22 protein-coding genes are annotated in these 26374 nt (G+C 48.8%); 12 read left to right on the top strand and 10 right to left on the bottom strand.

What is annotated here, in order from left to right:
• Positions 1 to 15: 15 nt before the first annotated feature.
• Complete coding sequence (locus AWQ22_RS07330; protein ID WP_065710647.1) at positions 16 to 327, top strand: DUF2499 domain-containing protein; 312 nt, start codon at positions 16 to 18, stop codon at positions 325 to 327.
• Here the strand turns inward: AWQ22_RS07330 and AWQ22_RS07325 are convergent.
• A complete protein-coding gene (locus tag AWQ22_RS07325) occupies positions 324 to 1802 on the bottom strand; it encodes a carotenoid oxygenase family protein (RefSeq protein ID WP_065710646.1) in 1479 nt (492 codons plus the stop codon). The genes AWQ22_RS07330 and AWQ22_RS07325 overlap by 4 nt on opposite strands.
• 74 nt (positions 1803 to 1876) lie before the next feature.
• Complete coding sequence (locus AWQ22_RS07320) at positions 1877 to 3631, bottom strand: hypothetical protein (RefSeq protein ID WP_065710645.1); 1755 nt, start codon at positions 3629 to 3631, stop codon at positions 1877 to 1879.
• Between the two features lie 44 nt (positions 3632 to 3675).
• On the opposite strand from AWQ22_RS07320, the gene AWQ22_RS07315 reads away from it, so the two are divergent.
• Positions 3676 to 4569, top strand: a complete 894-nt coding sequence (locus AWQ22_RS07315; RefSeq protein ID WP_232321531.1) for a glycosyltransferase family 2 protein — start codon at positions 3676 to 3678, stop codon at positions 4567 to 4569.
• 7 nt (positions 4570 to 4576) lie between these two features.
• Here the strand turns inward: AWQ22_RS07315 and murQ are convergent, their stop codons facing one another.
• The 4 genes from murQ to AWQ22_RS07295 form a co-directional block, all read right to left on the bottom strand.
• Positions 4577 to 5482 (bottom strand): N-acetylmuramic acid 6-phosphate etherase, encoded by a 906-nt coding sequence (gene murQ, locus AWQ22_RS07310; RefSeq protein WP_065710643.1) that lies wholly within the window; start codon positions 5480 to 5482, stop codon positions 4577 to 4579.
• 47 nt (positions 5483 to 5529) lie between these two features.
• Complete coding sequence (locus AWQ22_RS07305) at positions 5530 to 5844, bottom strand: Dabb family protein (RefSeq protein WP_030007202.1); 315 nt, start codon at positions 5842 to 5844, stop codon at positions 5530 to 5532.
• Between the two features lie 46 nt (positions 5845 to 5890).
• On the bottom strand, positions 5891 to 7549 hold the full coding sequence (locus tag AWQ22_RS07300) for a CTP synthase (protein ID WP_065710642.1): 1659 nt from the start codon (positions 7547 to 7549) through the stop codon (positions 5891 to 5893).
• A gap of 228 nt (positions 7550 to 7777) precedes the next feature.
• A complete protein-coding gene (locus tag AWQ22_RS07295) occupies positions 7778 to 8374 on the bottom strand; it encodes a hypothetical protein (protein WP_065710641.1) in 597 nt (198 codons plus the stop codon).
• Positions 8375 to 8476: 102 nt separating this feature from the next.
• Here AWQ22_RS07295 and AWQ22_RS07290 point away from each other — a divergent pair, with 102 nt between their 5' ends.
• Positions 8477 to 8782, top strand: coding sequence for a hypothetical protein (locus tag AWQ22_RS07290; protein WP_065710640.1), 306 nt, complete (start codon positions 8477 to 8479; stop codon positions 8780 to 8782).
• A gap of 175 nt (positions 8783 to 8957) precedes the next feature.
• Here AWQ22_RS07290 and psbA read toward each other — a convergent pair whose 3' ends face one another.
• Positions 8958 to 10040, bottom strand: a complete 1083-nt coding sequence (psbA, locus tag AWQ22_RS07285) for a photosystem II q(b) protein (RefSeq protein ID WP_012307032.1) — start codon at positions 10038 to 10040, stop codon at positions 8958 to 8960.
• 113 nt (positions 10041 to 10153) lie between these two features.
• On the opposite strand from psbA, the gene cofG reads away from it, so the two are divergent.
• Positions 10154 to 11170, top strand: coding sequence for a 7,8-didemethyl-8-hydroxy-5-deazariboflavin synthase subunit CofG (gene cofG / locus AWQ22_RS07280; RefSeq protein WP_065710639.1), 1017 nt, complete (start codon positions 10154 to 10156; stop codon positions 11168 to 11170).
• A gap of 16 nt (positions 11171 to 11186) precedes the next feature.
• Here cofG and AWQ22_RS07275 read toward each other — a convergent pair whose 3' ends face one another.
• A complete protein-coding gene (locus AWQ22_RS07275) occupies positions 11187 to 13958 on the bottom strand; it encodes a hypothetical protein (protein WP_065710638.1) in 2772 nt (923 codons plus the stop codon).
• A gap of 130 nt (positions 13959 to 14088) precedes the next feature.
• Between AWQ22_RS07275 and AWQ22_RS07270 the strand changes: the two genes are divergently transcribed.
• Together AWQ22_RS07270 and ppc are read left to right on the top strand one after the other, a co-directional pair.
• Positions 14089 to 14277 carry a hypothetical protein gene (locus AWQ22_RS07270; RefSeq protein ID WP_232321530.1) on the top strand — a complete coding sequence of 63 codons (189 nt, stop codon included), beginning with the start codon at positions 14089 to 14091 and terminating at the stop codon, positions 14275 to 14277.
• Positions 14278 to 14423: 146 nt separating this feature from the next.
• Positions 14424 to 17411, top strand: coding sequence for a phosphoenolpyruvate carboxylase (gene ppc, locus AWQ22_RS07265; protein ID WP_062433898.1), 2988 nt, complete (start codon positions 14424 to 14426; stop codon positions 17409 to 17411).
• A 78-nt stretch (positions 17412 to 17489) separates the two neighbouring features.
• On the opposite strand, the gene AWQ22_RS07260 is transcribed toward ppc, so the two are convergent.
• Positions 17490 to 17726, bottom strand: coding sequence for a NifU family protein (locus tag AWQ22_RS07260; RefSeq protein ID WP_012307027.1), 237 nt, complete (start codon positions 17724 to 17726; stop codon positions 17490 to 17492).
• Positions 17727 to 17901: 175 nt separating this feature from the next.
• On the opposite strand from AWQ22_RS07260, the gene AWQ22_RS07255 reads away from it, so the two are divergent.
• From AWQ22_RS07255 to AWQ22_RS07235, 5 genes are all read left to right on the top strand, one after another.
• Positions 17902 to 18642: a HEAT repeat domain-containing protein gene (locus AWQ22_RS07255; protein WP_065710636.1), complete on the top strand. Its 741-nt coding sequence runs from the start codon at positions 17902 to 17904 to the stop codon at positions 18640 to 18642.
• Between the two features lie 33 nt (positions 18643 to 18675).
• On the top strand, positions 18676 to 19305 hold the full coding sequence (locus tag AWQ22_RS07250) for a flavin prenyltransferase UbiX (protein WP_012307025.1): 630 nt from the start codon (positions 18676 to 18678) through the stop codon (positions 19303 to 19305).
• A gap of 42 nt (positions 19306 to 19347) precedes the next feature.
• On the top strand, positions 19348 to 20601 hold the full coding sequence (locus AWQ22_RS07245; RefSeq protein WP_065710635.1) for a PQQ-dependent sugar dehydrogenase: 1254 nt from the start codon (positions 19348 to 19350) through the stop codon (positions 20599 to 20601).
• A gap of 53 nt (positions 20602 to 20654) precedes the next feature.
• Entirely contained in the window at positions 20655 to 21224 is a 570-nt protein-coding gene (locus tag AWQ22_RS07240) for a Uma2 family endonuclease (protein ID WP_030007211.1), read from the top strand.
• 80 nt (positions 21225 to 21304) lie between these two features.
• Positions 21305 to 23953 carry a trans-splicing intein-formed DNA polymerase III subunit alpha N-terminal partner DnaE-N gene (locus tag AWQ22_RS07235; RefSeq protein ID WP_065710634.1) on the top strand — a complete coding sequence of 883 codons (2649 nt, stop codon included), beginning with the start codon at positions 21305 to 21307 and terminating at the stop codon, positions 23951 to 23953.
• Here the strand turns inward: AWQ22_RS07235 and AWQ22_RS07230 are convergent.
• On the bottom strand, positions 23940 to 24824 hold the full coding sequence (locus tag AWQ22_RS07230) for a UPF0104 family protein (protein ID WP_232321529.1): 885 nt from the start codon (positions 24822 to 24824) through the stop codon (positions 23940 to 23942). The two genes, AWQ22_RS07235 and AWQ22_RS07230, sit on opposite strands and share 14 nt — an antisense overlap.
• Positions 24825 to 25042: 218 nt before the next feature.
• Between AWQ22_RS07230 and purD the strand changes: the two genes are divergently transcribed.
• A complete protein-coding gene (gene purD, locus AWQ22_RS07225; RefSeq protein ID WP_065710632.1) occupies positions 25043 to 26308 on the top strand; it encodes a phosphoribosylamine--glycine ligase in 1266 nt (421 codons plus the stop codon).
• Positions 26309 to 26374 lie beyond the last annotated feature (66 nt).

The following is a 26374-nucleotide window of genomic DNA, read 5'->3' as shown; positions in this document are numbered from 1 at the left end:
ATTTCTGCCCCTGCGATGAATGCCCTTTCCTTTTCCACTTGGATTGTCCACATCTCTAGCGTTTTAGAGTGGATTTTGGCTATTTGGCTGATCCAAACCTACGGCAACCTAACCCAAGACAAAAGCTGGTCAGCCCTCGCCTGGGGAATGTTGCCGTCCCTCGTTAGCGCGATGTGTGCCTGCACTTGGCACTTTTTCGACAATGCGCCCAGCCTCGAATGGCTCGTCACGATCCAAGCCGCCCTCACTCTCGTGGGTAACTGCACCCTGTGTTTAGGGGCCTGGTGGATTTGGCGATCGCCTGACCCCAAAGAATCCGCTGACTAGAAATTCACAAACACTTCCGGCGTCCAACTGCCATGCAGGCCATAGGGAATATGCTGCTTTAAATGTAGGGTTGCCAAAGGTTGAGCAAAATTTTGCGCATCAAAAATCACCACATCCGAGCGATGCTGAGCCGAATCATAGACCATCAAGAGAACCCAGCCTTCGTCTTCTGCCGTAGCTCCTGGACGGGGTACAAAAATCGGCTCCCCCGTAAATTCGTCTGGTGCAAAGGAATAAACTTGAGAATCCTCCCCTTGGTGATCCACCTTCCACACCGCCTGCAATGGTGCATTGCCTGTTTTGGCATGGGTCGCCCCGATGTAGGCATAACGATAGTCCCGTCCCACATGCTCTGGATGCACCACCGGGAATTCACAACAGCGGGTAGCCAATAGTTCTCGCGTCACTTTTTTTGTCTCTAAATCCAGAGTAAAGCGCCATAACTGCCCTGGATCTAGCGCATCAAAATCAACATTTTTATAGTTCACATCCGCCTGCACCTGGGGAATTGACTGATAACAAACCGAATCGACGATAATTTGCTTGTCCCGCTCAAAGGCATTGGCATGGTGGAAGACAAACCCGGCTTCTGCCTCTAGGGTTTGCACATCATTCCGCGCTGGATCCCTCGGAATCACAATCATCTGTGTCGGTTTATTCGCCTCGAATTTCACGCATTCACCAGCTCCCTTAAACCCCAAAACATAGGGCAAAGGATTAAACTTCACCGACGCTTGGAAAAAAATGACGTAATTGGGCGTAATCACGAAATCATGGATAAATGCAAAGCCTTTAGCTTCATGTTCTCGATAGCGCAGTAATTTGCCTACCGGACTAATTTCATAGATCACCAAGCGCGTCGGGAGACCTGGTTTTACGGCAAAATTGACTAAGCAAGGTTCGCCCCCATCCCAAATACTCGCCGGATCAATACGTGGATGGGCCGAGAAACTATCCCCAGGCTTGAGCGTTTCCCCTAAATAATCCAGGCCGCGCGTTTCCAAATTTTCAGGATTTAAACTGTGGGGTTCCGCCGCTTCCCAGAGGGCTAACAGTTTTTTTCCCCAATAGATCACATTTGTGTTTGCGATATTTTTCAACCGCAAGTCAAATATATTATTGAAAATGCCCCCCGGTTTTTGCGTCCCAAATACGCCTCGATAAACGGGCCGACCAGCTTCTTGTTCCGCCACAAACCCTGCTGTCTGTACAAAACGATTCTGGAAATAGGCCCGCCCTTCCTGAAAGCTGACTGAGCAGACCATTCCATCGCCATCGAAAGGATGCTTAATCGGCATGCCACCAATGTCTAAGAGCCCAGGCCCGTTACGAAACAAGGTTCCCATCAATTCGACAGGGATCTCGCCGTCAATATCTGTGACTTCATAGGCAAGTTCCTGTCGCTGGGATTCATAGCCTTTTTGCCACGCGGCTTGATTGTAAGATTTCGTTTTGTTTGGAAAGATGGAAGTCATACCCTAGAACAGGTTTTATTAACTTTTATTAAGTTCATTCTAAGTCTAACACTGATCAAATAATGCAGGTAAGGCTAGTTTAGCTCTTTAGAAATCCAGTCTAGGATGCAGTCCGAGCTTACTACATTTATATCTTGATCAGTAAAGATGGTGCATTGTTTTTGGACTTGCCACAGAGCGATCGCCTCTTTATTTAACTTAACTTGATGAATGGCATTGCTGGCTTGAGGTTGGAAATGGTTAAACCATCGATTTGCTTCTAAGAATTTGACGCTAAAAACATCAGAATCAATCAACCATAAATCAATTTTTGAATCATGAATAAATCTCTGCAGTACTGTGGGATCAATATTGTAATGGGCTGTAATTAAATCCTGAGTACGTTGACGAAACTGGTCATAATATCCTACATGGTAAGGGATGCCATATTCTGCCGCTACGAATACACTCCGTTGCGAGAAAGATGGTATGTTGCTGGCCTCATCGGCAAAAGAAGCAACCAGGGTATCTTTTGGAGTTTGTTGTAAAAATTGATATAAATTATGATATTTTCCAGTGATATATCCAGTACTAGGAAAGTCTTTATCAGTTAATGGATCAACAAGTAAAGAAAAAGCAATAGAAAACAAAGCAAATACCAGAAAGACTAGCCGCACAGTTCTTAAAGATCTTTCTCGACATAAACGAACTAGCTTATCCAATAAAATCACCAAAGTCAGACCACAAAGAATGGTTAAACTAAAACGCAAACTATGCAAACTATAACGACTAGGCAAATAAAGTTTAAATAGGAATAAATGAGCCAATGTGTATAGGACAAATCCGCTAATTAGTAGTTGGTTCAACACAAACAATCGGCGAATGTCTTGAGTTAAAGGAAAATGTTTTTTATATAAAAAAATAATCGGCAATAATAAAGAAATATAGACTAAATCAGGTCGTAATGCCGCAGTAAGACGAATCCCTGTACGACCACCATTGAAAAGGTAATCCCACCAGTTAGTTTGAAAAAAACTTGCTCTTCCTCCTGGTTCAAATTCTGGCAATTGTTTTGCTTGAGTAAGGGAGATCACAGGTTCGAAGTCAGAATTACTAAAGATGTGGGGCAATAACACGACAAAGGCAACTAGCAATCCAGAAATTGCTAAATTTTTATCACGACGATTGTAGTTAAGCCGAAGTTTTCCTTGATTTAGAGTAAAGTATTGACAGACTAAGACTCCTGCTGCAACTAACACAAAAGATCCATAAAACAATCCTAGAAAAACTATTGATCCTATTGTCCAGAAAAAAGACTTACGTATTACTGCCCAAAGAAATAATAAAAAAATAGGAATCAAAAAAGCTTTCGCAGTTCCGGAAGTTAGTCCGTCTTGAAGCCAGAGATTTTGTATCAGAACTGTACTAGACAGAAAAGCAGCAAAGGGAATTGGTAATATTTCTAAGCAAAGAATAAAACTTAAAAATACTGTCAGAGGACTGAGTAATGAAGGTACTATTTTAGATAAGAAATCAGGGTCAACACCCAATTTAGCAAGACAATAATAAAAAAAGGATACGCCGGCTGGAGAAATTGAGTTGTAATAATCCGCAATTAAATCATCGGAAAATAATTCTGGATCTGAAAATCTCGCCATCCAAAAAATATGTTGTCGAGCATCATCTTGTATCCAGTAAAGCTCTCCGGAAATTTTAGTCAGGGCTAAAATTGGATATAGAAGGCCAAGAAATAGTGCGAATAGAAGCCAGAATAGAGTAGTACGATCACATACTTTTTTTGAGCAAGTCAATAAAAATTGACTGACTCGATCTAACAGGTTTAAACTCATTTATAATTAGCAAAATAAACAATTAACTTTAGACTTATTCTGTGATGGCAGTAGTACCTGAGCCCATGCCACAATCTCCGTCTCCAGGGGTTTCGATTATTATCCCTGTCTATAATGAAGAAGGGGCGATCGCCGAAACATTGGAGCAATTAAAGACAATTTTTTCCCAAGTAGAACAAGTCTACGAAATTATTGTGGTTGATGATGGTTCCATTGACAATACTGCAAAAATTTTAGAAGAGCAACCGGGAATTCGTCTTTTAAAACATCCGACAAATCGAGGCTATGGTGCAGCCCTTAAAACAGGCATTATCCATGCTCAATATGATTTGATTGCAATTACTGATGCTGATGGGACTTATCCGAATGAGCGATTGCTAGATCTGATCAGTTTAGGAATGAGCGATAGGTTTGATATGGTGGTTGGCTCTCGCACGGGGAAAAATGTTAATTACTCTAACATCCGCAAGATTCCAAAATTCTTTTTAGTTGGTTTTGCTGAGTGGATCGCCAAACAAAAGATTCCAGATCTTAATAGTGGCATGCGAGTCTTTCGTAAAGAAATTGCTCAGGAATTCATCCATATTTTACCTGATACTTTTAGTTTTACAACAACTATTACATTAGCAATGCTGACCAATAATTATATTGTTCACTATGAACCAATAAACTACTTTCATCGAGTTGGAAAAAGCAAAATAAAGCCCGTTCAAGACACGCTGCGTTTTTTTAAATTAATTCTAAGAACAGGAATTTATTTTGCGCCAATTAGAATATTTGTACCGATTGCTAGTCTTTTTTTTCTGGGTTTTTTAATCTCCCTTGCTCAGGATATACTTAGAAAAGACTTGACAGAATCTACTTTGATTCTCTTTGTTGCAGCAACTCAACTTGCGGTTTTTTCTTTACTGGCAGATATGTTAGATAAGCGCTTATAAAATAAGTTTATGACTTTAACGCTGTTCGGAGACTGCCTTGATGGACTTTTAATAAATGCTCTGCTTCTGAGGCATCTACATTTTTCCAATGCATTAATAATGCTATTTTGACGCGACGCTGGGATTTTTCTAGAAGGATGGCCGCTTCCTCACGGCTTAAATCTGTTAGGTCTTGAAGGATGCGGAGCGCTCGGTCATGGAGTTTATGGTTCGTGACGGCAACATCAATCATGCGGTTACCGTAAACTTTACCGAGCTTAACCATGACGCTAGTCGAGAGAATATTTAAGGCCATTTTGGTGACAGTTCCAGCCTTAAGACGGGTCGAGCCTGCCAGAATTTCGGGGCCAGTCAGTAGACGAATATCAACATCAGCAGCAAAGGGCACTTGCTCGGCCGGAACGCAACTGATGAAAATAGTTTTGGCGCCCCGCTGTTGGGCGGCAATCAGGGCACCTTGGACATAGGGAGTGGTTCCCCCCGCAGTAATACCGACAACGACATCTAATTCGGTGATCTGTCGTTGGGCGATCGCCTTTTTACCATCTTCGGCCCGGTCTTCGAGGTCTTCTGAACTGCGCACGAGAGCTCCGGCCCCTCCGGCAATAATGCCTTGGACGAGTTCGGGGGGTGTACAAAAGGTCGGCGGACATTCCGCAGCATCTAAAACACCAAGGCGACCACTGGTGCCGGCCCCCACATAAAATAATCGGCCACCGTGCATCAAAGCGTCGCTGGTGATCTCGATGGCCTGGGCAAGGGCTTCGCGGGCATTGGCGATCGCCTCCAGGGTTTTTTGATCCTCTTGGTTAAAGAGATCGACCAATTCCAAAGCCGACATTTGATCTAAATTTTGACTCTGGGGGTTGACCTGTTCGGTAAGTAAATGGCCGCGACTCTCATAGGAATTCAAGGAATTGCCCTCGCACTAACGCATGATAAATAAACAAAGTTAACCATCTACTGTCCGAAGAAATCAACCACCTGAACTTTCGTCCATTTGCTCTTATGTCGCTTGAGAAATTCTTGGTGGTTGGGGTGAGGCCCATAGGTATCAAGGGCTGCATTGCTTTCTAACTGCACATACAAAGCCAATTGATAATCCTTAATGTGGACATCCCGATCTGCCCTGGCCTTTAACCCCAGATCAACTTTCAAAACCCCAGGGATTGCCCCCAAGAGAGTCAGGCCATCTTCAATAATCGTTTGGGTTTCAGCAGTCCCAGTTGCTGCTGCCAATTCAAACAGAACAATATGATGTACGGAATTTGCCATGGTTTTTGTCGTTGTGATCAAGTCAATTTATTACAGGTGCTTCACCCTAGGACAGAGAAACGGACATCTCCGTACTCTGGTTATCTAGCTCATCAGAAATCGGTTGGGACTTGTGGTTTCCCGCCGCTTGAATAAACCCGAAAAAGAGGGGGTGGGGATGGTTCGGACGAGATTGAAATTCGGGGTGGAACTGGGTCGCAATAAAGAACGGATGGTCAGCATATTCAATAATTTCTACCAAGCGACCATCGGGGGAAGTGCCACTCACCTGATAGCCCGTTTCTAAGAACAAACTCCGGTAGGCATTGTTGAATTCGTAGCGGTGACGATGACGCTCGTAGATCACCTCTTGGCCATAGAGTTGATAGGTTAGGGTGTCAGGGGTGAGCCGACAGGGATATAAACCCAGGCGCATAGTGCCACCAAGATCCACCACATCCCGCTGTTCTGGCAAAAGATTAATCACGGGGTTTTTCGCTTCGGGGTTAAATTCGGCGCTGTGGGCATCCTCTAATTTGGCAACGTTACGGGCCCATTCAATCACTGAAGATTGCATCCCAAGACAAAGGCCCAGGAACGGGATTTGATTGAGCCGGGCGTATTCAATGGCCGCTACTTTTCCATCAACGCCCCGTAAACCAAATCCTCCGGGAACGACGATCCCCGCCATTTCCGCAAGATACATGGACGCGCCGTGTTTTTCGATATCCTCAGCGTTAACCCAATGGAGTTTGATGTCCATGTCATTGGCGATCGCCGCATGGCCGAGGGATTCTACCACGGATAAATAAGCATCATTGAGCTGGACATATTTACCGACAATGGCGATATCCATGTGGCGGCTGGGGCGCTTCATCCGTTCAATGAGATTTTGCCACTGCGCCAAATTCGGTTGCCTGGGTTCCATCCGTAGCAGTTTCAGGGTTTGTTCTGCCAAGCCTTCCCGTTCTAACATCAACGGTACCTCGTAAATACTGCTGGCATCCTGGGAGGTGATCACCTGTTCTTCGGGGACATTACAGAACTCCGAAATTTTTTCCCGTTGTCCCTGGGGTAAAGGGCGATCGCAACGGCACACCAGCACATCCGGCTGAATCCCGATAGAGCGCAATTCTTTCACAGAATGTTGGGTGGGCTTGGTTTTCATTTCCCCCGCCGACGGAATCCAGGGGATCAAGGTTACGTGCATGTACAAAACATTGTCCCGGCCAGCCTCTTTGCGGAACTGACGAATCGCTTCTAGGAACGGTAAAGATTCAATATCGCCGACGGTACCGCCAATTTCTGTGATTACAAAATCAGGATTCGTATTCTCCGCCACGCGAAAAATTCGTTCTTTAATCTCGTTGGTAATGTGGGGAATGACTTGAACCGTCCCCCCTTGATAATCGCCCCGTCGCTCTTTATTAATCACCGCTTGGTAAATGGAACCAGTGGTCACGCTATTAAGGCGAGACATGGAGGTATCGGTAAATCGTTCGTAATGGCCGAGGTCGAGGTCTGTTTCTGCACCATCCTCGGTGACAAAAACTTCCCCATGTTGGAACGGGCTCATGGTACCAGGATCGACGTTAATGTAGGGATCGAGCTTCAGGATCGACACCGAATAGTCACGGGACTTGAGTAAACGCCCCAAACTTGCCGCCACAATGCCTTTCCCGATGCTGGAGACCACACCACCGGTGACAAAGATAAATTTAGCCATTAACCGATACCCGTTCCGTTCACAATGTTTTTAACCTGTTCATTTTGCCATACTCCTTTCGATAGACAGAGGAAATTTACTGGCAAAGGCTGAACCCATGTTGAGTTGTATTGTATTTTCTTTCGTGAAAATCGGTGTAACTTACCCAGAAAATATCTGGGCGATCGCCTAAATCGAACAATCCTAGTTGGCTTTTAACTCAACAAAACAAGTTTATTCTGGCAGTTTTTAGGTAGGCTTGGGACGGCTCGAAAATACGGGTTGAGCATCAGGCCCCGCTTGACCGCGAATTGTTTCTAGTACCTTTGCGGCAGTGGCAGCATCGGTCGGGGTGAGTCGCTCAAATTGATAAACACGGTAAACGCGATTCTCCGGATTTGCAGCCCGATTATCGTAATGATAAAACCGCACCGTATGGAAATTTTGGTCGCGATAAATCACGATTTCTTCGTTTTCTGGTACCGGAATCCGACTAATTTGGGTTTGCCATAGATGCTGCACAATGACGGCGTGAGTTGGGGTCACAATGTAATTCGTCGCCTTGAGGGAAGAACGAACAACTTTTGGCATGACAATGAGAAAAGCAAAGGCGATCGCCAAGCTTAATCCCAAAAAAGTAAGCCAAATGCCGAGTGCTTCCCCTAGTTCATCCCAATTTGCCAGCCCAATTAATAAAAAGAAGCCAAACGCAAATAAACCAAAATAGCCAAAAGCTTGAATGATTTTCAGACTCCAGGGCGATGATCCGGCCGCCTGGGGCATGCCTTGCCAGAGAATTTTTTCTTGGGGTTCTAAAAAAACTGAAAGATCATAAATATTGCTCATTATTATTAGGTTTTTTCATGCATACCCCCATAGTTATAGCGAAATTTCGATTTTATAAAACCTAAAATAGAAGCATTTATATTACCGAGTGGAAGAATTTTCATGAAACTATCGGTTAAGACTCCCCTGGTTTTAATGGGTTTGGTTGCTTGTACGGGCGCTACTCAGATGGACAATGGTGTTCTAACAGGAACTGTGGAACGGGTCTGGGAAGATGGGTTTAGTCTCAACACAGGCAATCGCAGCATCCGAGTCGATTCTTGGAGCGTATGTGGCGACAATACCAGACAGAACATCTCAGTCGGCGACGAGCTAACGCTAGAGGGAGAATTCAGTGGTGGCGAGTTTGATGCCTCAGCCATTACAAACGTGAATGATGAGAATATTTGCTCAGCAGCATCTAGCTAAAATCCCAATTTTCCTTAGCTGAAGATATCGACAGAAAGTAATTTTCCCAAAAAAAAGCAAGCAAGCAAAAACCCCTACCATCTCTGGTAGGGGCCTTCGCCAATCATTACTTATTCAGTTTTACTGTCAAAGCAATCATCTTTTTTTCAACTAAGCCCGAAGACTCAAACAGTTATTAACCGTTGATTGCAGGTGCTTGCAGAGCCACAGGTGCTTGCTCGCCAGCTGCTAAGTCTAAGGGGAAGTTGTGAGCGTTACGCTCGTGCATTACTTCAAAACCGAGGTTCGCACGGTTCAGAATGTCCGCCCAGGTGTTAATCACACGACCTTGAGAGTCAAGGATGGACTGGTTGAAGTTGAAACCGTTCAGGTTGAATGCCATGGTAGATACACCAAGAGCAGTGAACCAGATACCGACTACAGGCCATGCACCCAAGAAGAAGTGCAAGGAACGGCTGTTGTTGAAAGATGCATATTGGAAGATCAAACGACCGAAGTAGCCGTGGGCTGCAACGATGTTGTAAGTTTCTTCCTCTTGACCGAACTTGTAACCGTAGTTCTGAGATTCGGTTTCAGTGGTCTCACGTACCAAAGAAGAGGTTACGAGAGAACCGTGCATTGCGGAGAACAAAGAACCACCAAATACACCAGCCACACCAAGCATGTGGAAGGGGTGCATCAGGATGTTGTGCTCTGCCTGGAATACGATCATGAAGTTGAACGTACCAGAAATACCCAAAGGCATACCATCAGAGAAGGAACCTTGACCGATGGGGTAGATGAGGAATACTGCAGTTGCTGCTGCTACGGGAGCAGAGAATGCAACACAGATCCAGGGACGCATACCAAGGCGGTAAGAAAGTTCCCACTCACGGCCCATGTAGCAGAAAACACCAATGAGGAAGTGGAAAATTACCAACTGGTAAGGGCCACCGTTGTACAACCACTCATCTAGAGAAGCAGCTTCCCAGATGGGGTAGAAGTGGAGACCAATTGCGTTAGAAGAAGGTACAACTGCGCCAGAGACGATGTTGTTACCGTAGAGAAGAGAACCTGCGACGGGCTCACGGATACCGTCGATGTCAACGGGGGGAGCTGCGATGAACGCAATGATGAAGCAGGTAGTAGCAGTGAGAAGGGTAGGAATCATCAGGACGCCGAACCAACCGACATAGATGCGGTTCTCGGTGCTGGTGATCCACTGACAGAACTTCTCCCACAAGGAAGCGCTTCCGCGCTGTTGTAGTGTAGTAGTCATATCGTTATGATTGCTATGAAATTATCAAGGTGCTTAACCTTAGTAGCTATATTAATGAAACTATTGCTTTTTGTAAAGTGTTTTAAGGAAATGTTTTGATTTGCGGAGGGGCCATGCTGGATCTGTCAAGGGTTGATCGCCCGGTAGGCGGCGGCAGTAACCAGGCAAACGCTGTTGTTACCTACAGTCCAGCTTTCACCTTGGTGCCAACTTACGAATGTTTCAATCGCTGTTCATATTGCAATTTTCGCGTTGACCCAGGTCAGGATCATTGGTTGACCCTAGTGGCGGCCCAAGCTCATCTAGAAAATCTCCGGGGGCAAGGTGTCCGAGAAATTTTGATTTTGAGTGGAGAGGTGCATCCGGCTTCAGGGCGGCGATCGCCTTTGATCCAGCTCATCTATGATTTGTGTCAGTTGGCCTTAGATTATGATTTTATTCCCCACACCAATGCTGGCCCCCTGAGTCGTACTGAAATGGAATTGTTAAGGGATGTAAATGGTTCCATGGGGCTGATGTTAGAACAAATGCGTCCGGATCTCCCCGTCCATCGTCGCGCCCCCAGTAAAGATCCCCAGGTGCGCCTACAACAATTGGTTCTAGCCGGAGAATTGAAAATCCCATTTACAACAGGGCTGCTGTTGGGAATCGGTGAAACGCCCCAGGATTGGCGGGATACATTAGAGGCGATCGCCTTTGTTCACGAACAATATGGCCATATCCAAGAGGTGATTTTGCAGCCCCACCGCCCCGGGCAAACCCAGGACTATTTAGGTGAAGCCTTTTTGCCTGAGCAACTCCCAGAAGTCATTCAATTGGCCCGTGACATTTTGCCACCGGAGATCACGATTCAAATTCCCCCTAATCTTGTGGCCGATCCCCAATGGCTTTTAGGTTGTCTCCAGGCTGGGGCGAGGGATCTCGGCGGTATTGTCCCCAAAGATGAAGTCAACCCCGACTATTCCCATCTCCACCTCGATCAATTGCAACTCCTGCTCGCGAATCAAGGCTGGCAATTACAACCCCGGCTCGCCGTTTATCCGGCCTATGATGGATGGCTAGCTTCCCAGGTGAAACAGGTCGTTGAGCGCCATCGTCGAGCATTAACAGAGACCGAAGCCTTGTCCTGAAAAAATCAGAAGAAAATTAGTCTGAAGTACGTTGTGGCCAGGGAATCGTCGAAACTTTAGCTAGTCCTTGGGCCACTTGCGCCGCACCAAACTGATTGAGATGGCTCGGATCCGAAAACCATTCATAACGGCTTTGCCAGGCTTGTTGGTGGACAAAATCAACAAAATCAAGGTTCTCTCGGTTAGCCAATTGGCGAAAATACTGGCGAAACTGCCGTTCATAATCCAGACGTACCGGATCGAGGTAGTAATCCGTCAGGGGCTGATTCAAGAAGACCAAGTGAATTTGGTGAGACTCGAAATGGTCTAACAACTCCAGGAAGGTTTCATGTTGCGTTCCCCGGAGATTAAACGCCGCATAATCCCCGTCATAATTTCCCGTGACCTGGGTGTGATTTTGGTAGTAAGTTTCTGGAATGAAGCGACGGTCGAGGGGCAAAAAACCATCTAAATTAAACTGCTGCCCTGACTCAGTAGAAGTCATTGGGGATGCTGCCTCTGCTGTAGACACCCAGGTGTGGAATGGCGCTAGGGTTTCGTCAAAAAAGCGTTCTTTGAAAAATTGTCGCTGATCATAGACCTGGGAGATTGTTCTCAGCCATTGGGTGGTGATTTGTTCTAGATCAGGAACAACAGAAGTGATTGTCTGATGTTTGGGGAGATCTTGAGACAACAGTTGGGAAAATGTACCTGCTTCAAGGGCTTGGAAACCTGGGGAACGGGTCATCAGTTCGTAAGTCAAATCCTGCCGACCGCTATTAAAAGCACGGGCTCCGTCGGCAAGGATAATTAACTGGGGCAGTTGCTCCGGAGGGAGAATTTGCCGCAGCAGTAGATCAAAGATCTGGACAGTGGCACCATTAATCCCGAAATTAAAAATATCAAGGGGCGGATGGCCTTTTTCGGTGAGAGCCATTTGCAGGGCCAGGGGATCGAGGCCACGCAGCGCACGGGAACTACCAATAATGAGAACGTCAGGTACACCATTTTTAGCGATGCGCTCCTGGTAGAGGGCGAGTTTTTCGTCTAAGAGCGTATTATCAAAAGAAGGATAGGGGCTAGTGAGGGGAGGGGCGATCGCCTTTGGGGCCGTGGTTTGCCAATTGGTGACTGGAAGCTGGGCATCTAAGACTTCTGAGCGGGTTGCCGGATCGGTTTGGGACATGGACACAGATTGAGGTTGAACCAGATCCCGCCGGAGCCATTGGCCAGCCAACCAATCGGTTTGGGCCGTGACTAAAATGCCGCCCAGCAACCACAGGCAAGCCACTCGCCACCGCCGCTGCGGGGAAAAGATGCTTCGCTCGGATTCACCCTGGTGTAAAACCAGACCACAATTATCCGGTATTGGCTGCCAGAGGCGACTACGCTGGAGGAGATTACGGGCACCTTGGTTGAAGCGTTCTAGGGGAGAAAGACTGGGGTCAGTTTCGACGGGGGGAAGGGCGGTTTCCGTTGGCGTCTGTGGTGATGTCCTGGCTGGGGTAATGGTGTTGAATTTTAATGATTGTTGCCAGAGGGCTTTGCTTTGGCCCGAACGGCGGCCATAGACCTTTAGACGACTAAAGGGATGGGGTTCTAAATGCCGAAAAAGAGTGGCGATCGCCTTGAGCGTTGCCATTTGGGGTGGACAGGAGATCGCCTCCGTCATGATGTAGAGGGTGTCATCCTTTTGGCGGAGGGTGATGTGGATGCCGCCAGTGGCTAAACGTCTCGTCAGATCAGGATTCAGGCAACGTTGGAGCAAAAACCGCCACGCCTCCAAATCCCCCTGTTGGGCCAACTGTCCGGGAGAATCATGGTGTGCCCCTGGCTGATCCCCCGGCAACGACCATTCACTGCGCCAGAGTTCTTCATTGTGGGGAGCTGATTTCGCCCGGATTAGCGCGCGCTGTAACCCCTGGGGTGCGAGGACGTCGAGAATGTCTTGGATGGTCTTGAGAATGTGAGCCTGGGCTAGGGAAATATTGGGGGCCAGGATGCACTCCAGGGACAACACAGCATCGGTTACAGCCGCCCGAATGGTGAGGGGGTGAGCTTGGAATGCCTGGGTCAAAATCTGGGCGATCGCCTCAGGATCTCCCCATTGGCCCCACTGCCGCAACATGACATCGGGGGGCGTCAGATCAACCCATAGCAACCATTCGGGCTTTTCTTCCCCACGAATTTGACAGCGGATTGCCCCATCGCGAAAACCTTTGATTTCCAGTTCCCGGAGTCGCTGCACCAGAGATTCTGTCAGTAAGCCATAGTCCGGGCTGTAGTCACATTCACAGGTAATCCAGAGACGCTGTTGCCCTTGGTGGGGGGCTGTATTCGCTAGGGTCTGGGTTTCAACCCGAATACTAATGCCCAACTGACTGAGATTTTGACTTAAATATTGGGCGATCGCCTGGGGATAACCGAGGCGGGCCTGATTTTTTCGATTGAGCTGGAACGTCTCCGGGTTCGATGATGGGGACGACTGGCCCAGGGGAATTAGGCTTAACCAGAGGCTTTTTTTCTCTTGGCGGAGGCGACCATAGACAATGAGACGGTGAATTGCGATTCCAGGGGTCGGCGCTAGGAGTTGCACAGGGGGCGGTTGACGGCGCATTCTCCGTAAAATGGCTTGGGTAATCTCTTCTTTTTCCGTGGGACAACTGGTTTCGCAGAGGATGTGGAGCGTATTCCCCCGCAGTCGCACCCGCAACCGCAGATACCCCCCCAGGGGCACCGCCAGGCGAATGGCATCCTGGAGCCAGGGCGCTAAATGAAAGTGAAGATCCGTGGAGGTTGCAGTTGTCACAGTAACAATGGAGCGTTTTTAGGGTGGCCGGGTGGGGACAATTCACCCCTAAGATAAACGAAAGTCCCCAGAATTGTTCTCCCATAAATAGACTAGTAGGATAAGGATGCCCTGTCGTGTCTGTAGCCCGATGAAAGTTCAGTTACCTGTGCCCTCTAATCTCCTGGTTGGGTTATTAGCCCCAGCCTATTTATTGACCCACCGTTGGGGTGAAGATTTCGCCCAGACCCTAACGCAGGCAGGGGTTTGGAGTGAAGAAATTTTTCGGGGCGATCGCCTACCATCTTTACCCTTTCCCGATGTTGAGACGTCCGATTAGCCCGCACCGCCACCGCCACCCCCCAAAGGCGATCGCCCGTTCCGTGTTCCACTGCACTACCCCGATCGAACCTTAACCCTTACAATCATCAAGATCTTCTTTCACAGCAGACAGCCCATTTTCCTAGCCCCAAACGTCTAAGTACCATGAACCAAGTCATGCATCCCCCCAGTGCCGAAGCTGAACTTTTGTCCACTTCCCAATCTCTCCTCCGGCAACGCCTCACGCTGGTTGAAGACATTTGGCAGGCGGTGTTGCAGAAAGAATGTGGTCAAAAACTCGTCGAACGGCTCAATCATCTCCGGGCAACCCGAACCGCCGATGGCCAAAGCCTCAATTTTTCCCCCAGTAGTATTTCGGAGCTGATCGAAACCCTAGATCTAGAAGATGCGATCCGGGCAGCACGGGCCTTTGCCCTCTATTTCCAGCTGATCAATAGCGTCGAGCAACATTACGAACAGCGCGAACAACAACAATTTCGTCGTAATCTAGCTTCTGCCAATGCCAACGAAGCCAACGGTAACAGCGTCCACACAGAAATTGCCCCCACCCAAGCCGGCACCTTTGATTGGTTGTTTCCCCACCTCAAGCACCAAAATATGCCGCCCCAGACGATCCAGCGTCTTCTCAATCAGTTGGATATTCGACTGGTATTTACGGCCCACCCCACGGAGATTGTCCGCCACACGATTCGCAATAAGCAGCGGCGGATTGCGGGGATCCTACGGCAACTGGATCAAACCGAAGAAGGGCTGAAAAGCTTGGGGACAAGCGATTCTTGGGAAATTGAAAATATTCAGCAGCAACTTACCGAAGAAATTCGGCTCTGGTGGCGCACCGATGAGCTGCACCAATTTAAACCCCAGGTGTTGGACGAGGTGGATTATGCGTTGCATTATTTTGAGGAAGTTCTGTTTGATACCCTGCCCGAATTGTCGGTACGGCTCCAACAGGCCCTAAAAGCTTCTTTCCCGACGCTTAAAGTACCGACCACCAATTTTTGCAATTTTGGCTCTTGGGTTGGGGGCGATCGCGATGGCAACCCTTCTGTCACTCCTGACGTTACGTGGAAGACAGCCTGCTATCAACGGGGTTTGGTGCTGGAACGCTACATCGCCTCGGTGGAATCCCTCTCGGATGTGTTGAGCTTATCGCTGCACTGGAGTAATGTGCTGCCGGATCTGCTGGATTCGTTGGAGCAGGATCAAAATATTTTCCCCGACATCTACGAAACCCTAGCTATTCGTTACCGCCAAGAACCCTACCGCCTCAAGTTGGCCTACATCAAGCGGCGCTTGGAAAACACCTTGGAACGCAACCGCCGTCTAGCGAATATGCCCGCCTGGGAAAATAAAGTAGAAGCGGCCGATGACAAGGTTTATATTTGTGGCCAGGAGTTTCTCGCTGACCTAAAACTGATCCGCGAAAGCCTGGTACAGACAGAAATCAACTGTGCGGCCCTGGATAAACTCATTTGTCAGGTAGAAATTTTTAGCTTTGTGCTCACTCGCCTTGATTTTCGCCAAGAATCAACGCGCCACTCCGATGCGATCGCCGAAATTGTTGACTACCTAGGGGTGTTGCCCAAATCCTACAATGACCTAAGCGACGCAGAAAAAACCGCTTGGCTAGTGCAGGAACTTAAAACCCGCCGTCCCTTGATTCCGAAGGAAATGCACTTTTCGGAAAGAACCGTCGAGACGATCCAAACGCTCCAGGTGCTGCGCCGTCTCCAGCAGGAATTTGGCATCGGCATTTGTCAGACCTACATCATCAGTATGACCAACGAAGTCAGTGATGTCTTAGAGGTGCTGCTCTTGGCCCAGGAAGCGGGTTTATATGACCCCCTCACAGGGATGACAACCATCCGCATTGCCCCCCTCTTTGAGACGGTGGACGACCTGCGTAACGCCCCGGAAATTATGCAGGCGTTATTTGAAATTCCCCTCTATCGCGCTTGTTTGGCTGGTGGCTATGAACCCCCTGCCGATGGCCGCTGTGATGAAACCTTTGGCGATCGCCTGGTGCCGAATCTCCAGGAAATTATGCTCGGCTATTCCGACAGCAACAAAGATTCCGGCTTCCTGAGTAGTAATTGGGAAATCCACAAAGCCCAGAAAAATCTTCAGCAAGTGGCCGATCCCTACGGCATTGACCTCCGTATTTTCCATGGTCGCGGTGGTTCCGTTGGTCGGGGCGGCGGCCCTGCCTACGCCGCAATTTTAGCCCAACCGCCGAATACCATTAATGGCCGGATTAAAATCACCGAGCAGGGGGAAGTGCTAGCCTCAAAGTATTCCCTCCCAGACTTGGCTCTGTATCACCTCGAAAGCGTTTCTACGGCAGTGATTCAATCGAGTTTGTTGGCCAGTGGCTTTGATGATATTCAGCCCTGGAACCGGATTATGGAAGACCTCTCCCAGCGATCGCGGGCGGCTTACCGGGCGTTAATTTACGAAGAACCCGACTTCCTCGACTTTTTCATGTCCGTGACGCCGATTCCGGAAATTAGTCAACTGCAAATCAGTTCCCGTCCGGCCCGCCGCAAAAAAGGCAATAAAGATTTGAGCAGTCTCCGGGCGATTCCCTGGGTCTTTAGCTGGACCCAAAGCCGTTTCCTCGTGCCCGCTTGGTATGGTGTGGGTACGGCGCTCCAGGGCTTTTTTGAGGAGGACCCCGTCGAGAACCTGAAGTTAATGCGCTATTTCTACAGTAAATGGCCCTTTTTCCGGATGGTGATCTCGAAGGTAGAGATGACTCTTTCCAAGGTGGACTTACAAATGGCGAGCCACTATGTCCACGAACTGGCAGAAAAAGAAGATATTCCCCGGTTTGAAAAGCTTCTAGAGCAGATTTCCCAGGAATACAACCTCACGAAGCGGCTAATCCTCGAAATTACGGAAAATGAAGCCCTCCTCGATGGCGATCGCCCCCTCCAGCGTTCTGTCCAACTGAGAAATGGCACCATTGTCCCCCTCGGTTTCCTGCAAGTCTCATTGCTCAAACGGCTACGTCAATACACCAGAGAAACCCAGGCCAGCATCGTCCACTTCCGCTACAGCAAAGAAGAACTCCTGCGGGGTGCCCTTTTAACCATCAATGGCATCGCCGCCGGAATGCGGAATACGGGTTGATCTCAAATAGCTCTGTAAACGTAAAGTAGGGGTTCACTATGGCAAACCCCTACAACCCTAAAGAAAGTGAAAAGTGATTTAGAAAACCTGTTCTACTTCTGCAATTTCCGGAATATTTTCCCGTAAGCGCCGTTCGATGCCCATTCGTAGGGTCATGGTTGAACTGGGGCAAGACCCACAAGCGCCCTGGAGACGCAGTTTAACCACGGGGCCATCAATCTCTACCAACTCAACGTTGCCGCCGTCGGCTTTGAGGTAAGGACGCAATTCATCAAGGGTTGCTTCGACGTTTTCGGTCGTGAGTGCTAATGCCATAATTTTTTTTGGTGAACGAAGGGATCGCCTTCTATTATAAAGTTTCCGTTTTATTCCTTTGCAAAGAAAATGCTCTCCAGTAGACTTTGAGGCGATAATGTTGGCGATCTCGGAGAGATCCGCTACCCACCCAACAGTTGCCCCTAGAACAACAACGGTAGTAGGGTAATTAATTATGCCAAGTCCAAACGACCTTAACCTAATTGACGAAACCTTGGGTGAACAGCCGCTTCAGGAAGGCACCCCAGACGGAGCAATGGCGGCAGAATCGATGCTCCAGATGCTTACTGCTGCCGATAAAAACCAACGCATGATCGCTGCCCGCTATTTTTGTGATCACCGGGATGCGCGCGCGGTAAATCCCCTCATTGGACTGCTCCAGGGAGATGTTTGTCCCCTCACCCGTGTCAGTGCCGCCTATGCCCTTGGTCGTAACGCCTCAGAAACAGCGGTACCGGCTCTCATCGATGTGCTTGCACAAGACTGGAATGGCTATGTACGCAAAGGGGTTGTTTGGGCCTTGGGGAACTGTGGCGATCGCCGCTCCGTTGATCCATTAGTCCATGCCCTCCAAAATGATATTTCGGCTGTCCGTTTATGGGCTGCCAGCAGCCTCGCCCAGGTGGCTAAACTCCAGTACGAAGACATTTCCCGGGCAATTCCGCCCCTGATCCGGGGGTTGCGCCGCGATAAAATGGCCGCCGTCCGCAGTAACTGCGCTTGGTCGTTGGGGCAACTTTGTCGCGAAATGCCCTCCAATGTGATCTATGCCACCGCCGTTGATGCCCTCATTGAAGCTCTCGTTGAAGATGAAGATGTCGGCGTGAAAGAAGATGCCCGGGCTGCCCTGCTGCGTATTGGTGATCCCAATGGCCTGCAAATGATCGAAGCGTTAGAATTTGAAGGTTTGATTTAAAAAACTTTACAAACCTTACGGTCAAAATTTTCTATGGATCGACCCCTCACGGTAGGTATCAGTGGTGCATCGGGGCTTATCTATGCGGTGCGGACGCTCAAATATTTGCTTGAAGCCAACTTGACAGTGGATGTCGTCGCCTCAAAAGCATCCTTTATGGTGTGGCAAGCCGAAAATGGCATTACTATGCCCGCTGATCCCGATCACCAAGCTAAGTTTTGGCGTGACCAGGCAGGGGTTCCAGAAAAAGGCATTTTGCGTTGTCATCGTTGGGGTGATGTAGGAGCAGGCATTGCCAGTGGTTCCTACCGAACAAAAGGAATGCTGGTCATCCCTTGTAGTATGAGCACCGTTGCAAAAATTGCCAATGGCCTCAGCTCTGATCTCCTTGAACGGGCGGCAGATGTCTCTATTAAAGAAGGTCGTAAAGTTGTGGTTGTCCCCAGGGAAACACCTTTTAGTTTGATTCACTTGCGGAATTTGACTCAACTGGCTGAGGTGGGCGTAAAAATTGTCCCAGCAATCCCGGCTTGGTATCACCAACCGCAAACGATTCATGATCTGGTGGATTTTGTTGTTGCTAGGGCCTTGGATCAGTTTGAGATTGACTGTGTTCCCCTCAAGCGTTGGAAGGAAGAGGCCGCCAGCCAAAAATCAGAGTGATGATCTACCCTAGGGATATTTCTCGCGGAGTATCTATTACCCATGAACACTCGACTTAAGCTGCTACTGACGGCCCTATGGTGGAGTGCCTTGCCTCTGGTGGGTTGTTCGTCCCAATCTGCTTCGATGCCCGATGAAACTTCACCTCTAGCCGAAGCAACGCCGATGCTCATGAGTCCCCAGGCGGAGGATTTAGCGGTGGATGCCGTGACAGTGACGCCAATTGTTGAAGGTTTGGAACGTCCCTGGGGGGTTGCGTGGTTGCCCAATGGGGATATGTTGATCACAGAGCGGCCGGGACGGTTGCGCCTGGTGCGGGATGGGGTGTTAGAACCAGAGGCGATCGCCGGAGTTGCAGAAGTCTCCGCCGCTGAAGCCCAACAACTGTTTGCTTCCAGGCAGGGGGGCTTATTGGACGTTGCTCTCCACCCAGACTTTGAACAAAACAATTGGGTTTATTTCACCTATGCCTTTGGCACCCAGGATGCAAACCGCACAAGGGTCGCCCGGGCTAAATTTGACGGAGAAAAATTGACGGATTGGGAAGTGATTTTTCAGGTGGCGCGTACCAAACAAGGGGGACAGCATTTCGGTTCTCGGCTGACTTGGCTCCCGGATCAAACCTTACTCATTTCCATTGGTGATGGTGGAAATCCGCCCCTAGAGCAGGATGGCGAGTTTATCCGGAACCAGGCCCAAAACCTCGATAGCCATTTGGGGAAGGTAGTCCGCATTAACGATGATGGCTCAATTCCTGATGACAATCCCTTTGTAGATGAGCCGGGCGCTTTACCGGAAATTTGGAGCTACGGCCACCGCAATATTCAGGGACTGGCCTTTGACCCAATGACTCAACGGGTTTGGGCGACGGAACATGGCTCTAGGGGCGGTGATGAAGTGAATCTGATCCAGGCAGAAGCCAATTACGGTTGGCCCAAGGTTTCTTTTAGTGCGGAATATGCGACGGGACGACCCGTGGCCCCCGCAACGACAGCCCCAGGAATTACGGATCCCCAGCGGGTTTGGACACCTTCGATCGCCCCCTCTGGGTTAGCGATTTATACAGGCGATCGCCTTTTAGATTGGCAAGGGGATTTATTTGCAGGGGGGCTGGTTTCCCGGGATATTCGCCGCTTAGAAGTTGATGAACGGGGAAATGTGATCGCCGAGTCGCGGATTCCCATTGGCCAACGGGTGCGGGATGTGCGCCAAGGCCCCGACGGTTACCTCTACGTTTTGACAGATGCAAATTCGGGTCAACTGTTACGCCTCGCGCCCCAGAGTGAAGGTTCATAACCATCCCTCAACTCTTTTGCCACAATGGAATGGTGCGCTGACTGAGATTTGCCATGATTGCCCTTTCTGACTACCAACCCCTCACTCCAGAAGAATATTTAGCCCTTGAGCAAACGAGCGAAATTAAGCATGAATATATCGATGGTGAAATTTACGCCATGGCTGGGGGCACGGGCAATCATAATCTGATCAGTAGTAATCTCTTAATTCTCTTGAAAAATGGACTCCGGGCTGCGGGCTGTCGGACTTACATCTCGGATATGAAAGTTAATGTGGGCGATCGCCGTCGTTTTTTCTATCCAGATCTAGTTGTCACCTGTGACCAGCGAGACGAGCCACAACTCAGCTATATTCAATTCCCCACGGTGATTGTAGAAGTGCTTTCCCCCTCAACAGAATCCTTTGATCGGGGGCGCAAGTTCGAGTTTTACCGGGAAATTCCCAGTCTGCAAGAGTATCTCCTCATCAATGTGGATCAATACCTGGTGGAATGTTTTCGTCGCCAAAAAGCTGATATCTGGCTTCTACAAACCTATAAAGGTCTAGAGGCGATCGCCCACATCGAAGCCCTAAATCTGAATGCTCCCCTCCAGGAAATCTATGGTGATGTTCCCCTAGAATAATCCCGGCATTTCCCCCGTCATAGTGAAAGGCGATCGCCTAAAATGAGGGTCTACTTCCCCTACTAGAGTGCCCCCTCGCCATGTCTTTTGTCGGTCTCCACATCCACAGTGATTACAGTTTGCTCGATGGCGCTTCCCAGATTAAACCCCTCATTAAACGGGCCGAAGAACTGAAAATGCCGGCGATCGCCTTAACGGATCATGGGGTGATGTACGGGGCGATTGAACTGCTCAAAACCTGTCGCAATAAGCGGATCAAGCCGATCATTGGCAACGAAATGTACGTGATCAACGGCGACATCGAAGACAAAACCCAACGGTTTAAGAAGTACCATCAGGTCGTTCTGGCGAAAAATACCCAGGGCTACAAAAATCTGGTGAAACTGACCACCATTTCGCACCTCAAGGGCTTTCAAGGCAAAGGGATTTTCGCCCGCCCCTGCATTAACAAAGAACTCATTGAGCAACACCACGAAGGGCTGATTATGACCAGTGCCTGTCTCGGTGGGGAAGTGCCCCAATGTATCCTCAAGGGCGAATATCAACGGGCGCGGGAAGTGGCGAAGTGGTACAAAAATATTTTTGGCGATGACTATTACCTCGAAATCCAAGACCATGGCTCCCAGGAAGACCGCATCGTCAATGTGGAGATCGTCAAAATTGCCCAGGAACTCGACATTAAAATCATCGCCACCAACGACTCCCACTTCATTTCTTGCTACGACGTGGAAGCCCACGATGCCCTCCTATGTATCCAGACCGCAAAATTAATCACCGAAGATAAGCGCCTCCGCTACAGCGGCACCGAATATCTCAAATCCGCCGATGAGATGCGTAAACTCTTTCGGGATCACCTCGACCCAGGGATTATTGACCAGGCGATCGCCAATACCCTCGAAGTTGCCGCCAAGGTCGAACCTTACAAAATCCTAGGGGAACCCCGCATTCCCGATTACCCCGTCCCCGAGGGACACACCGCTGACAGTTACCTCGAGGCAGTCACCTGGGACGGACTCCTCAAACGACTCAAATGCAAAACCCAGGCCGAAGTCGATCCCACCTACAAAGAACGCCTCGAATACGAACTGCAAATGATGCAGCAGATGGGATTTTCCACGTACTTCCTCGTGGTATGGGATTACGTGAAATATGCCAGGGACAATGATATTCCCGTCGGGCCAGGGCGGGGTTCTGCGGCTGGTTCCCTCGTGGCCTACTCCCTCGGCATTACGAATATTGACCCAATTCACCACAGTCTGCTGTTTGAGCGGTTCCTCAACCCCGAACGAAAATCCATGCCGGACGTTGATACGGATTTTTGTATCGAGCGGCGGGACGAAATGATCAAATATGTCACCGAAAAATATGGTGAAGACCGGGTCGCACAAATTATTACTTTTAACCGCATGACCTCCAAGGCCGTGCTCAAAGATGTGGCGCGGGTGCTGGATATTCCCTACGGAGAAGCGGACATGATGGCAAAAATGATCCCTGTGGCCCGGGGCAAACCGGCAAAGCTGAAGGTGATGATCTCCGACGATACGCCAGAACCAGAATTCAAGCGTCGCTACGAAACTGATCCCCAAGTACGCCGCTGGGTCGATATGGCGATCCGCATCGAGGGCACGAACAAAACCTTTGGGGTTCATGCCGCCGGGGTGGTGATTTCTTCAACACCTTTAGATGAAGCGGTACCGCTCCAGCGTAACAATGAAGGGGCGGTGATCACCCAATATTACATGGAAGATGTGGAGGCGATGGGGCTGCTGAAAATGGATTTTCTCGGCCTAAAAAATCTCACTACCATCAAAAAAGCGGCGGATTTGATCAAGGAATATCGCCACGTGGAACTGGATCTCGATCAGTTACCCCTCGATGAACGCAAGGCCCTAGAAATCATCAGTAAAGGCCATGCGAAAAAGTTACCGGGTGATATTGATAAAACCCATGATCTGTTTGGTCGGGGGGATCTAGAGGGGATCTTCCAACTGGAATCCGACGGCATGAAAAAAATTGTGCAGGATCTGCGCCCTTCTGGCATTGAGGACATTTCCTCTGTTCTTGCCCTTTATCGACCTGGCCCCTTGGATGCGGGCTTAATTCCGATTTTTATTAACCGCAAACACGGCGTCGAAAAGATCGAATATCAACACGAGCTTTTGCAGTCGATTTTGAATGAAACCTATGGGGTGTTGGTTTACCAGGAACAGATTATGAAAATGGCCCAGGATTTAGCGGGCTATTCCCTCGGGGAAGCGGATCTGCTGCGGCGGGCGATGGGGAAAAAGAAAATTGACGAAATGAAAAAACATGAAGCTAAGTTCGTGGAGGGGGCGGCGACCAATGGGGTTTCGGAGGCGATCGCCAGGGATTTGTTCGACCAGATGGTGAAATTTGCGGAATATTGCCTCGCCGGGGACACACCTGTTGTTACGGTGGAATATGGGGTGCTGCCGATCCAGACCATTGTGGAACAGGAATTGCTCTGCCAGGTTTATAGTGTGGACGCTCAAGGATTAATTTACACGCAACCCATTGAACAGTGGCACAACAGAGGCGATCGCCTTTTGTATGAATATGAACTGGAAAATGGCCAAATGATTCGGGCGACCCCAGACCATAAATTCCTTACCACCACGGGAGAACTACTACCCATTGACGAGATTTTTACCCAAAATTTAGACCTAGCTGCCTGGGCAGTACCAGATTCCCTACCTAGAACTGCTTAGGTTTACGGGTTTGGCGATATTCAAACAATAGTAAAGCAGCAACGGCGATCGCAAAGGGCAATAAATAGTACAGACCCCGAAAAACAATTAAGGTGGCTAAAATGACCTCCTCTGGCTGGGTGTCTTGCAAGAAAAAGAGAATCACCGTCTCGAAAATCCCCAAACCACCGGGAATTGTACTCACTAAGCCGGCGACCATCGCTAGTACATAAACTCCGAAAAAAACAGGATAATTGAAGGGTGGCGCTAACAGAGAATGCAGTGCTAGAGCGGCAAATCCCCAATCCAAACTAAATACAAGAACCTGCTGAAGAGAAAGTTTTAATGAAGGAAATTTAAACTGATAATTACGCCACTGCAATGGCTTTTTAAATACCCAAGAACCCAGCACATATAAAGCACTAATTCCTAAACAAAGAATCCCAAATCCCTGTAATGATTTTGCAAAAAAAGGCAATTGAATCCCCGTTGGTAGGGGAAACTTAAAAATCGTAAAAATAATGCCACTAATGAGCAATAACCCGACCCACAAACTTAAATTGGTAAAGGCAATAACCTGAGCAATTTCTAAATGGGACACTTGCCACTGACGATAGAGGCGATAGCGCAACATACTCCCCGACAGAAACGCAAAACCCACGTTTGGACTAATGGCATAGGTGATCAACCCTGTAAAGGCGATTTTATAGGTATCTAAAGTTTTTTGGAGATATCGAAATGCCAAAAGATCATAATTGGCGATCGCCCCATAACTACACACCACAAAAAAGCTTGCTAGTCCTAACTGAGCTCCAGAAAGGTGATTCAAATTTTCCCAGACAAGGGGCCAATCAATACGTCGAAATTCCTGCCAAATCACCCCCACTGCCACCGCACAAATGACGAGACTTATGCCCGATAAAAAATGCTTTTTAAAAAATCTTTGACGGTCACTTTTATGATCTATCACTGGGCTAACCCAAAAATATTTTGCCAAAGTTCATTTTGTCTGCCCTCACCATTGCCAGAACTTTACCATAGCCTCCAATGGGGGAATCTCTTCCGATAGAATAAAAGATTGATCAATTAACAAAGGTTGAATTAGTAACAATGAATGTACTCGTGGTGGGTAACGGCGGCAGAGAGCATGCGATCGCCTGGAAACTGCTCCAATCTCCCAACGTCCAGAAAGTCGTTTGTACTCCCGGTAATGGCGGCACCGCTCTGTTAAAAAATTGCCAAAATCTACCTATTGCTGTGGATGACTTTGCGGGGATTGCCCAAGCCTGCTCTGACCACGACATTGTCTTTGTTGCCGTCGGCCCAGAAGTCCCCCTTTCCCTCGGCCTCGCTGACTTTCTCTCAGAACGCAAGATTCCCGTATTCGGCCCGAAAAAAGATGGCGCAATCATTGAAGCCAGTAAAGCTTGGGCCAAGGACTTAATGAACGAAGCAGGGGTTCCCACCGCCGCCGCTGGCACTTTTAACAATCCCCAAGCCGCAAAGGACTACATCAAAACCCAAGGCGCCCCCATCGTTGTCAAAGCCGATAGTCTCGCTGCTGGAAAAGGGGTGATCGTCGCGGAAACCTTAGAAGAAGCCTTAAACGCCGTTGATCGCCTCTGGGCCGAAGGGTACAAAACCTTGGTCGTCGAAGAATTTCTCGTGGGTCAGGAAGTCTCTGTCCTCGCCCTCACCGATGGGAAGACGATCCGCCCCTTGCTGCCCTCCCAAGACCACAAACAAATTGGCGAAGGAGATACCGGGGAAAATACCGGGGGCATGGGGGTTTACGCCCCAACGCCCATCGCCACCACCGAAATCATGGCCCAAGTCCAAACCGATGTTCTGGAGGCCACTCTCAAAACTTTACAAAATCGCGGCATTGATTACCGGGGGATTCTCTACGCAGGTCTCATGGTTGCACCAGATGGCGAGGTTAAGGTGCTGGAATTTAACTGTCGCTTTGGCGATCCAGAAACCCAGGCGGTTTTACCCCTCCTCGAAACACCCCTCGATGAGATTATGCTCGCCTGCATTAATCAAACCCTGGCTGAACTGCCTCCTTTGCAGTGGTATGACGGTAGTGCAGTTTGCGTCGTGGCGGCGGCGGCAGGCTATCCCGGTGCCTATGAAAAGGGCAAGATTATCACAGGTATCCAAGCAGCTGAAGCTCTAGGTGCGACAGTTTTCCATGCAGGGACTAAATTAGAAGGAGATACCCTCGTCACCAATGGGGGTCGTGTCCTTGGCATTGTTTGCCGTGGTCACAGTTTTGAGCAGGCGATCGCCAATGTCTACCAGGCCGTTCCCAAGGTTCAGTTCCCAGGAATGTACTATCGTCGCGACATTGGACACCGCCTCAAAAAAGCGTAACTTGCAACAAAACGTTACATTGTATTTAATAAAGCAAACTTGATCTGGTAAGTTCACCCCCGAAAA

It is taken from the genome of Picosynechococcus sp. PCC 7117 (assembly GCF_001693275.1).
GTDB lineage: Bacteria > Cyanobacteriota > Cyanobacteriia > Cyanobacteriales > MRBY01 > MRBY01.
Note: the sequence above shows the minus strand (reverse complement) of the source record. Positions and strands in the feature narration are given on the sequence as shown.

Coding starts and splice junctions, on each gene's coding strand:
- purD (WP_065710632.1), top strand. CDS start 25,043: ATGAATGTACTCGTGGTGGGTAACGGCGGCAGAGAGCATGCGATCGCC.
- AWQ22_RS07320 (WP_065710645.1), bottom strand. CDS start 3,631: ATGAGTTTAAACCTGTTAGATCGAGTCAGTCAATTTTTATTGACTTGC.
- ppc (WP_062433898.1), top strand. CDS start 14,424: ATGAACCAAGTCATGCATCCCCCCAGTGCCGAAGCTGAACTTTTGTCC.
- AWQ22_RS07290 (WP_065710640.1), top strand. CDS start 8,477: ATGAAACTATCGGTTAAGACTCCCCTGGTTTTAATGGGTTTGGTTGCT.
- AWQ22_RS07330 (WP_065710647.1), top strand. CDS start 16: ATGAATGCCCTTTCCTTTTCCACTTGGATTGTCCACATCTCTAGCGTT.
- AWQ22_RS07240 (WP_030007211.1), top strand. CDS start 20,655: ATGATTGCCCTTTCTGACTACCAACCCCTCACTCCAGAAGAATATTTA.
- AWQ22_RS07325 (WP_065710646.1), bottom strand. CDS start 1,802: ATGACTTCCATCTTTCCAAACAAAACGAAATCTTACAATCAAGCCGCG.
- AWQ22_RS07250 (WP_012307025.1), top strand. CDS start 18,676: ATGGATCGACCCCTCACGGTAGGTATCAGTGGTGCATCGGGGCTTATC.
- AWQ22_RS07295 (WP_065710641.1), bottom strand. CDS start 8,374: ATGAGCAATATTTATGATCTTTCAGTTTTTTTAGAACCCCAAGAAAAA.
- cofG (WP_065710639.1), top strand. CDS start 10,154: ATGCTGGATCTGTCAAGGGTTGATCGCCCGGTAGGCGGCGGCAGTAAC.
- psbA (WP_012307032.1), bottom strand. CDS start 10,040: ATGACTACTACACTACAACAGCGCGGAAGCGCTTCCTTGTGGGAGAAG.
- AWQ22_RS07270 (WP_232321530.1), top strand. CDS start 14,089: ATGAAAGTTCAGTTACCTGTGCCCTCTAATCTCCTGGTTGGGTTATTA.
- AWQ22_RS07300 (WP_065710642.1), bottom strand. CDS start 7,549: ATGGCTAAATTTATCTTTGTCACCGGTGGTGTGGTCTCCAGCATCGGG.
- AWQ22_RS07305 (WP_030007202.1), bottom strand. CDS start 5,844: ATGGCAAATTCCGTACATCATATTGTTCTGTTTGAATTGGCAGCAGCA.
- AWQ22_RS07245 (WP_065710635.1), top strand. CDS start 19,348: ATGAACACTCGACTTAAGCTGCTACTGACGGCCCTATGGTGGAGTGCC.
- AWQ22_RS07315 (WP_232321531.1), top strand. CDS start 3,676: ATGGCAGTAGTACCTGAGCCCATGCCACAATCTCCGTCTCCAGGGGTT.
- AWQ22_RS07260 (WP_012307027.1), bottom strand. CDS start 17,726: ATGGCATTAGCACTCACGACCGAAAACGTCGAAGCAACCCTTGATGAA.
- AWQ22_RS07255 (WP_065710636.1), top strand. CDS start 17,902: ATGCCAAGTCCAAACGACCTTAACCTAATTGACGAAACCTTGGGTGAA.
- AWQ22_RS07235 (WP_065710634.1), top strand. CDS start 21,305: ATGTCTTTTGTCGGTCTCCACATCCACAGTGATTACAGTTTGCTCGAT.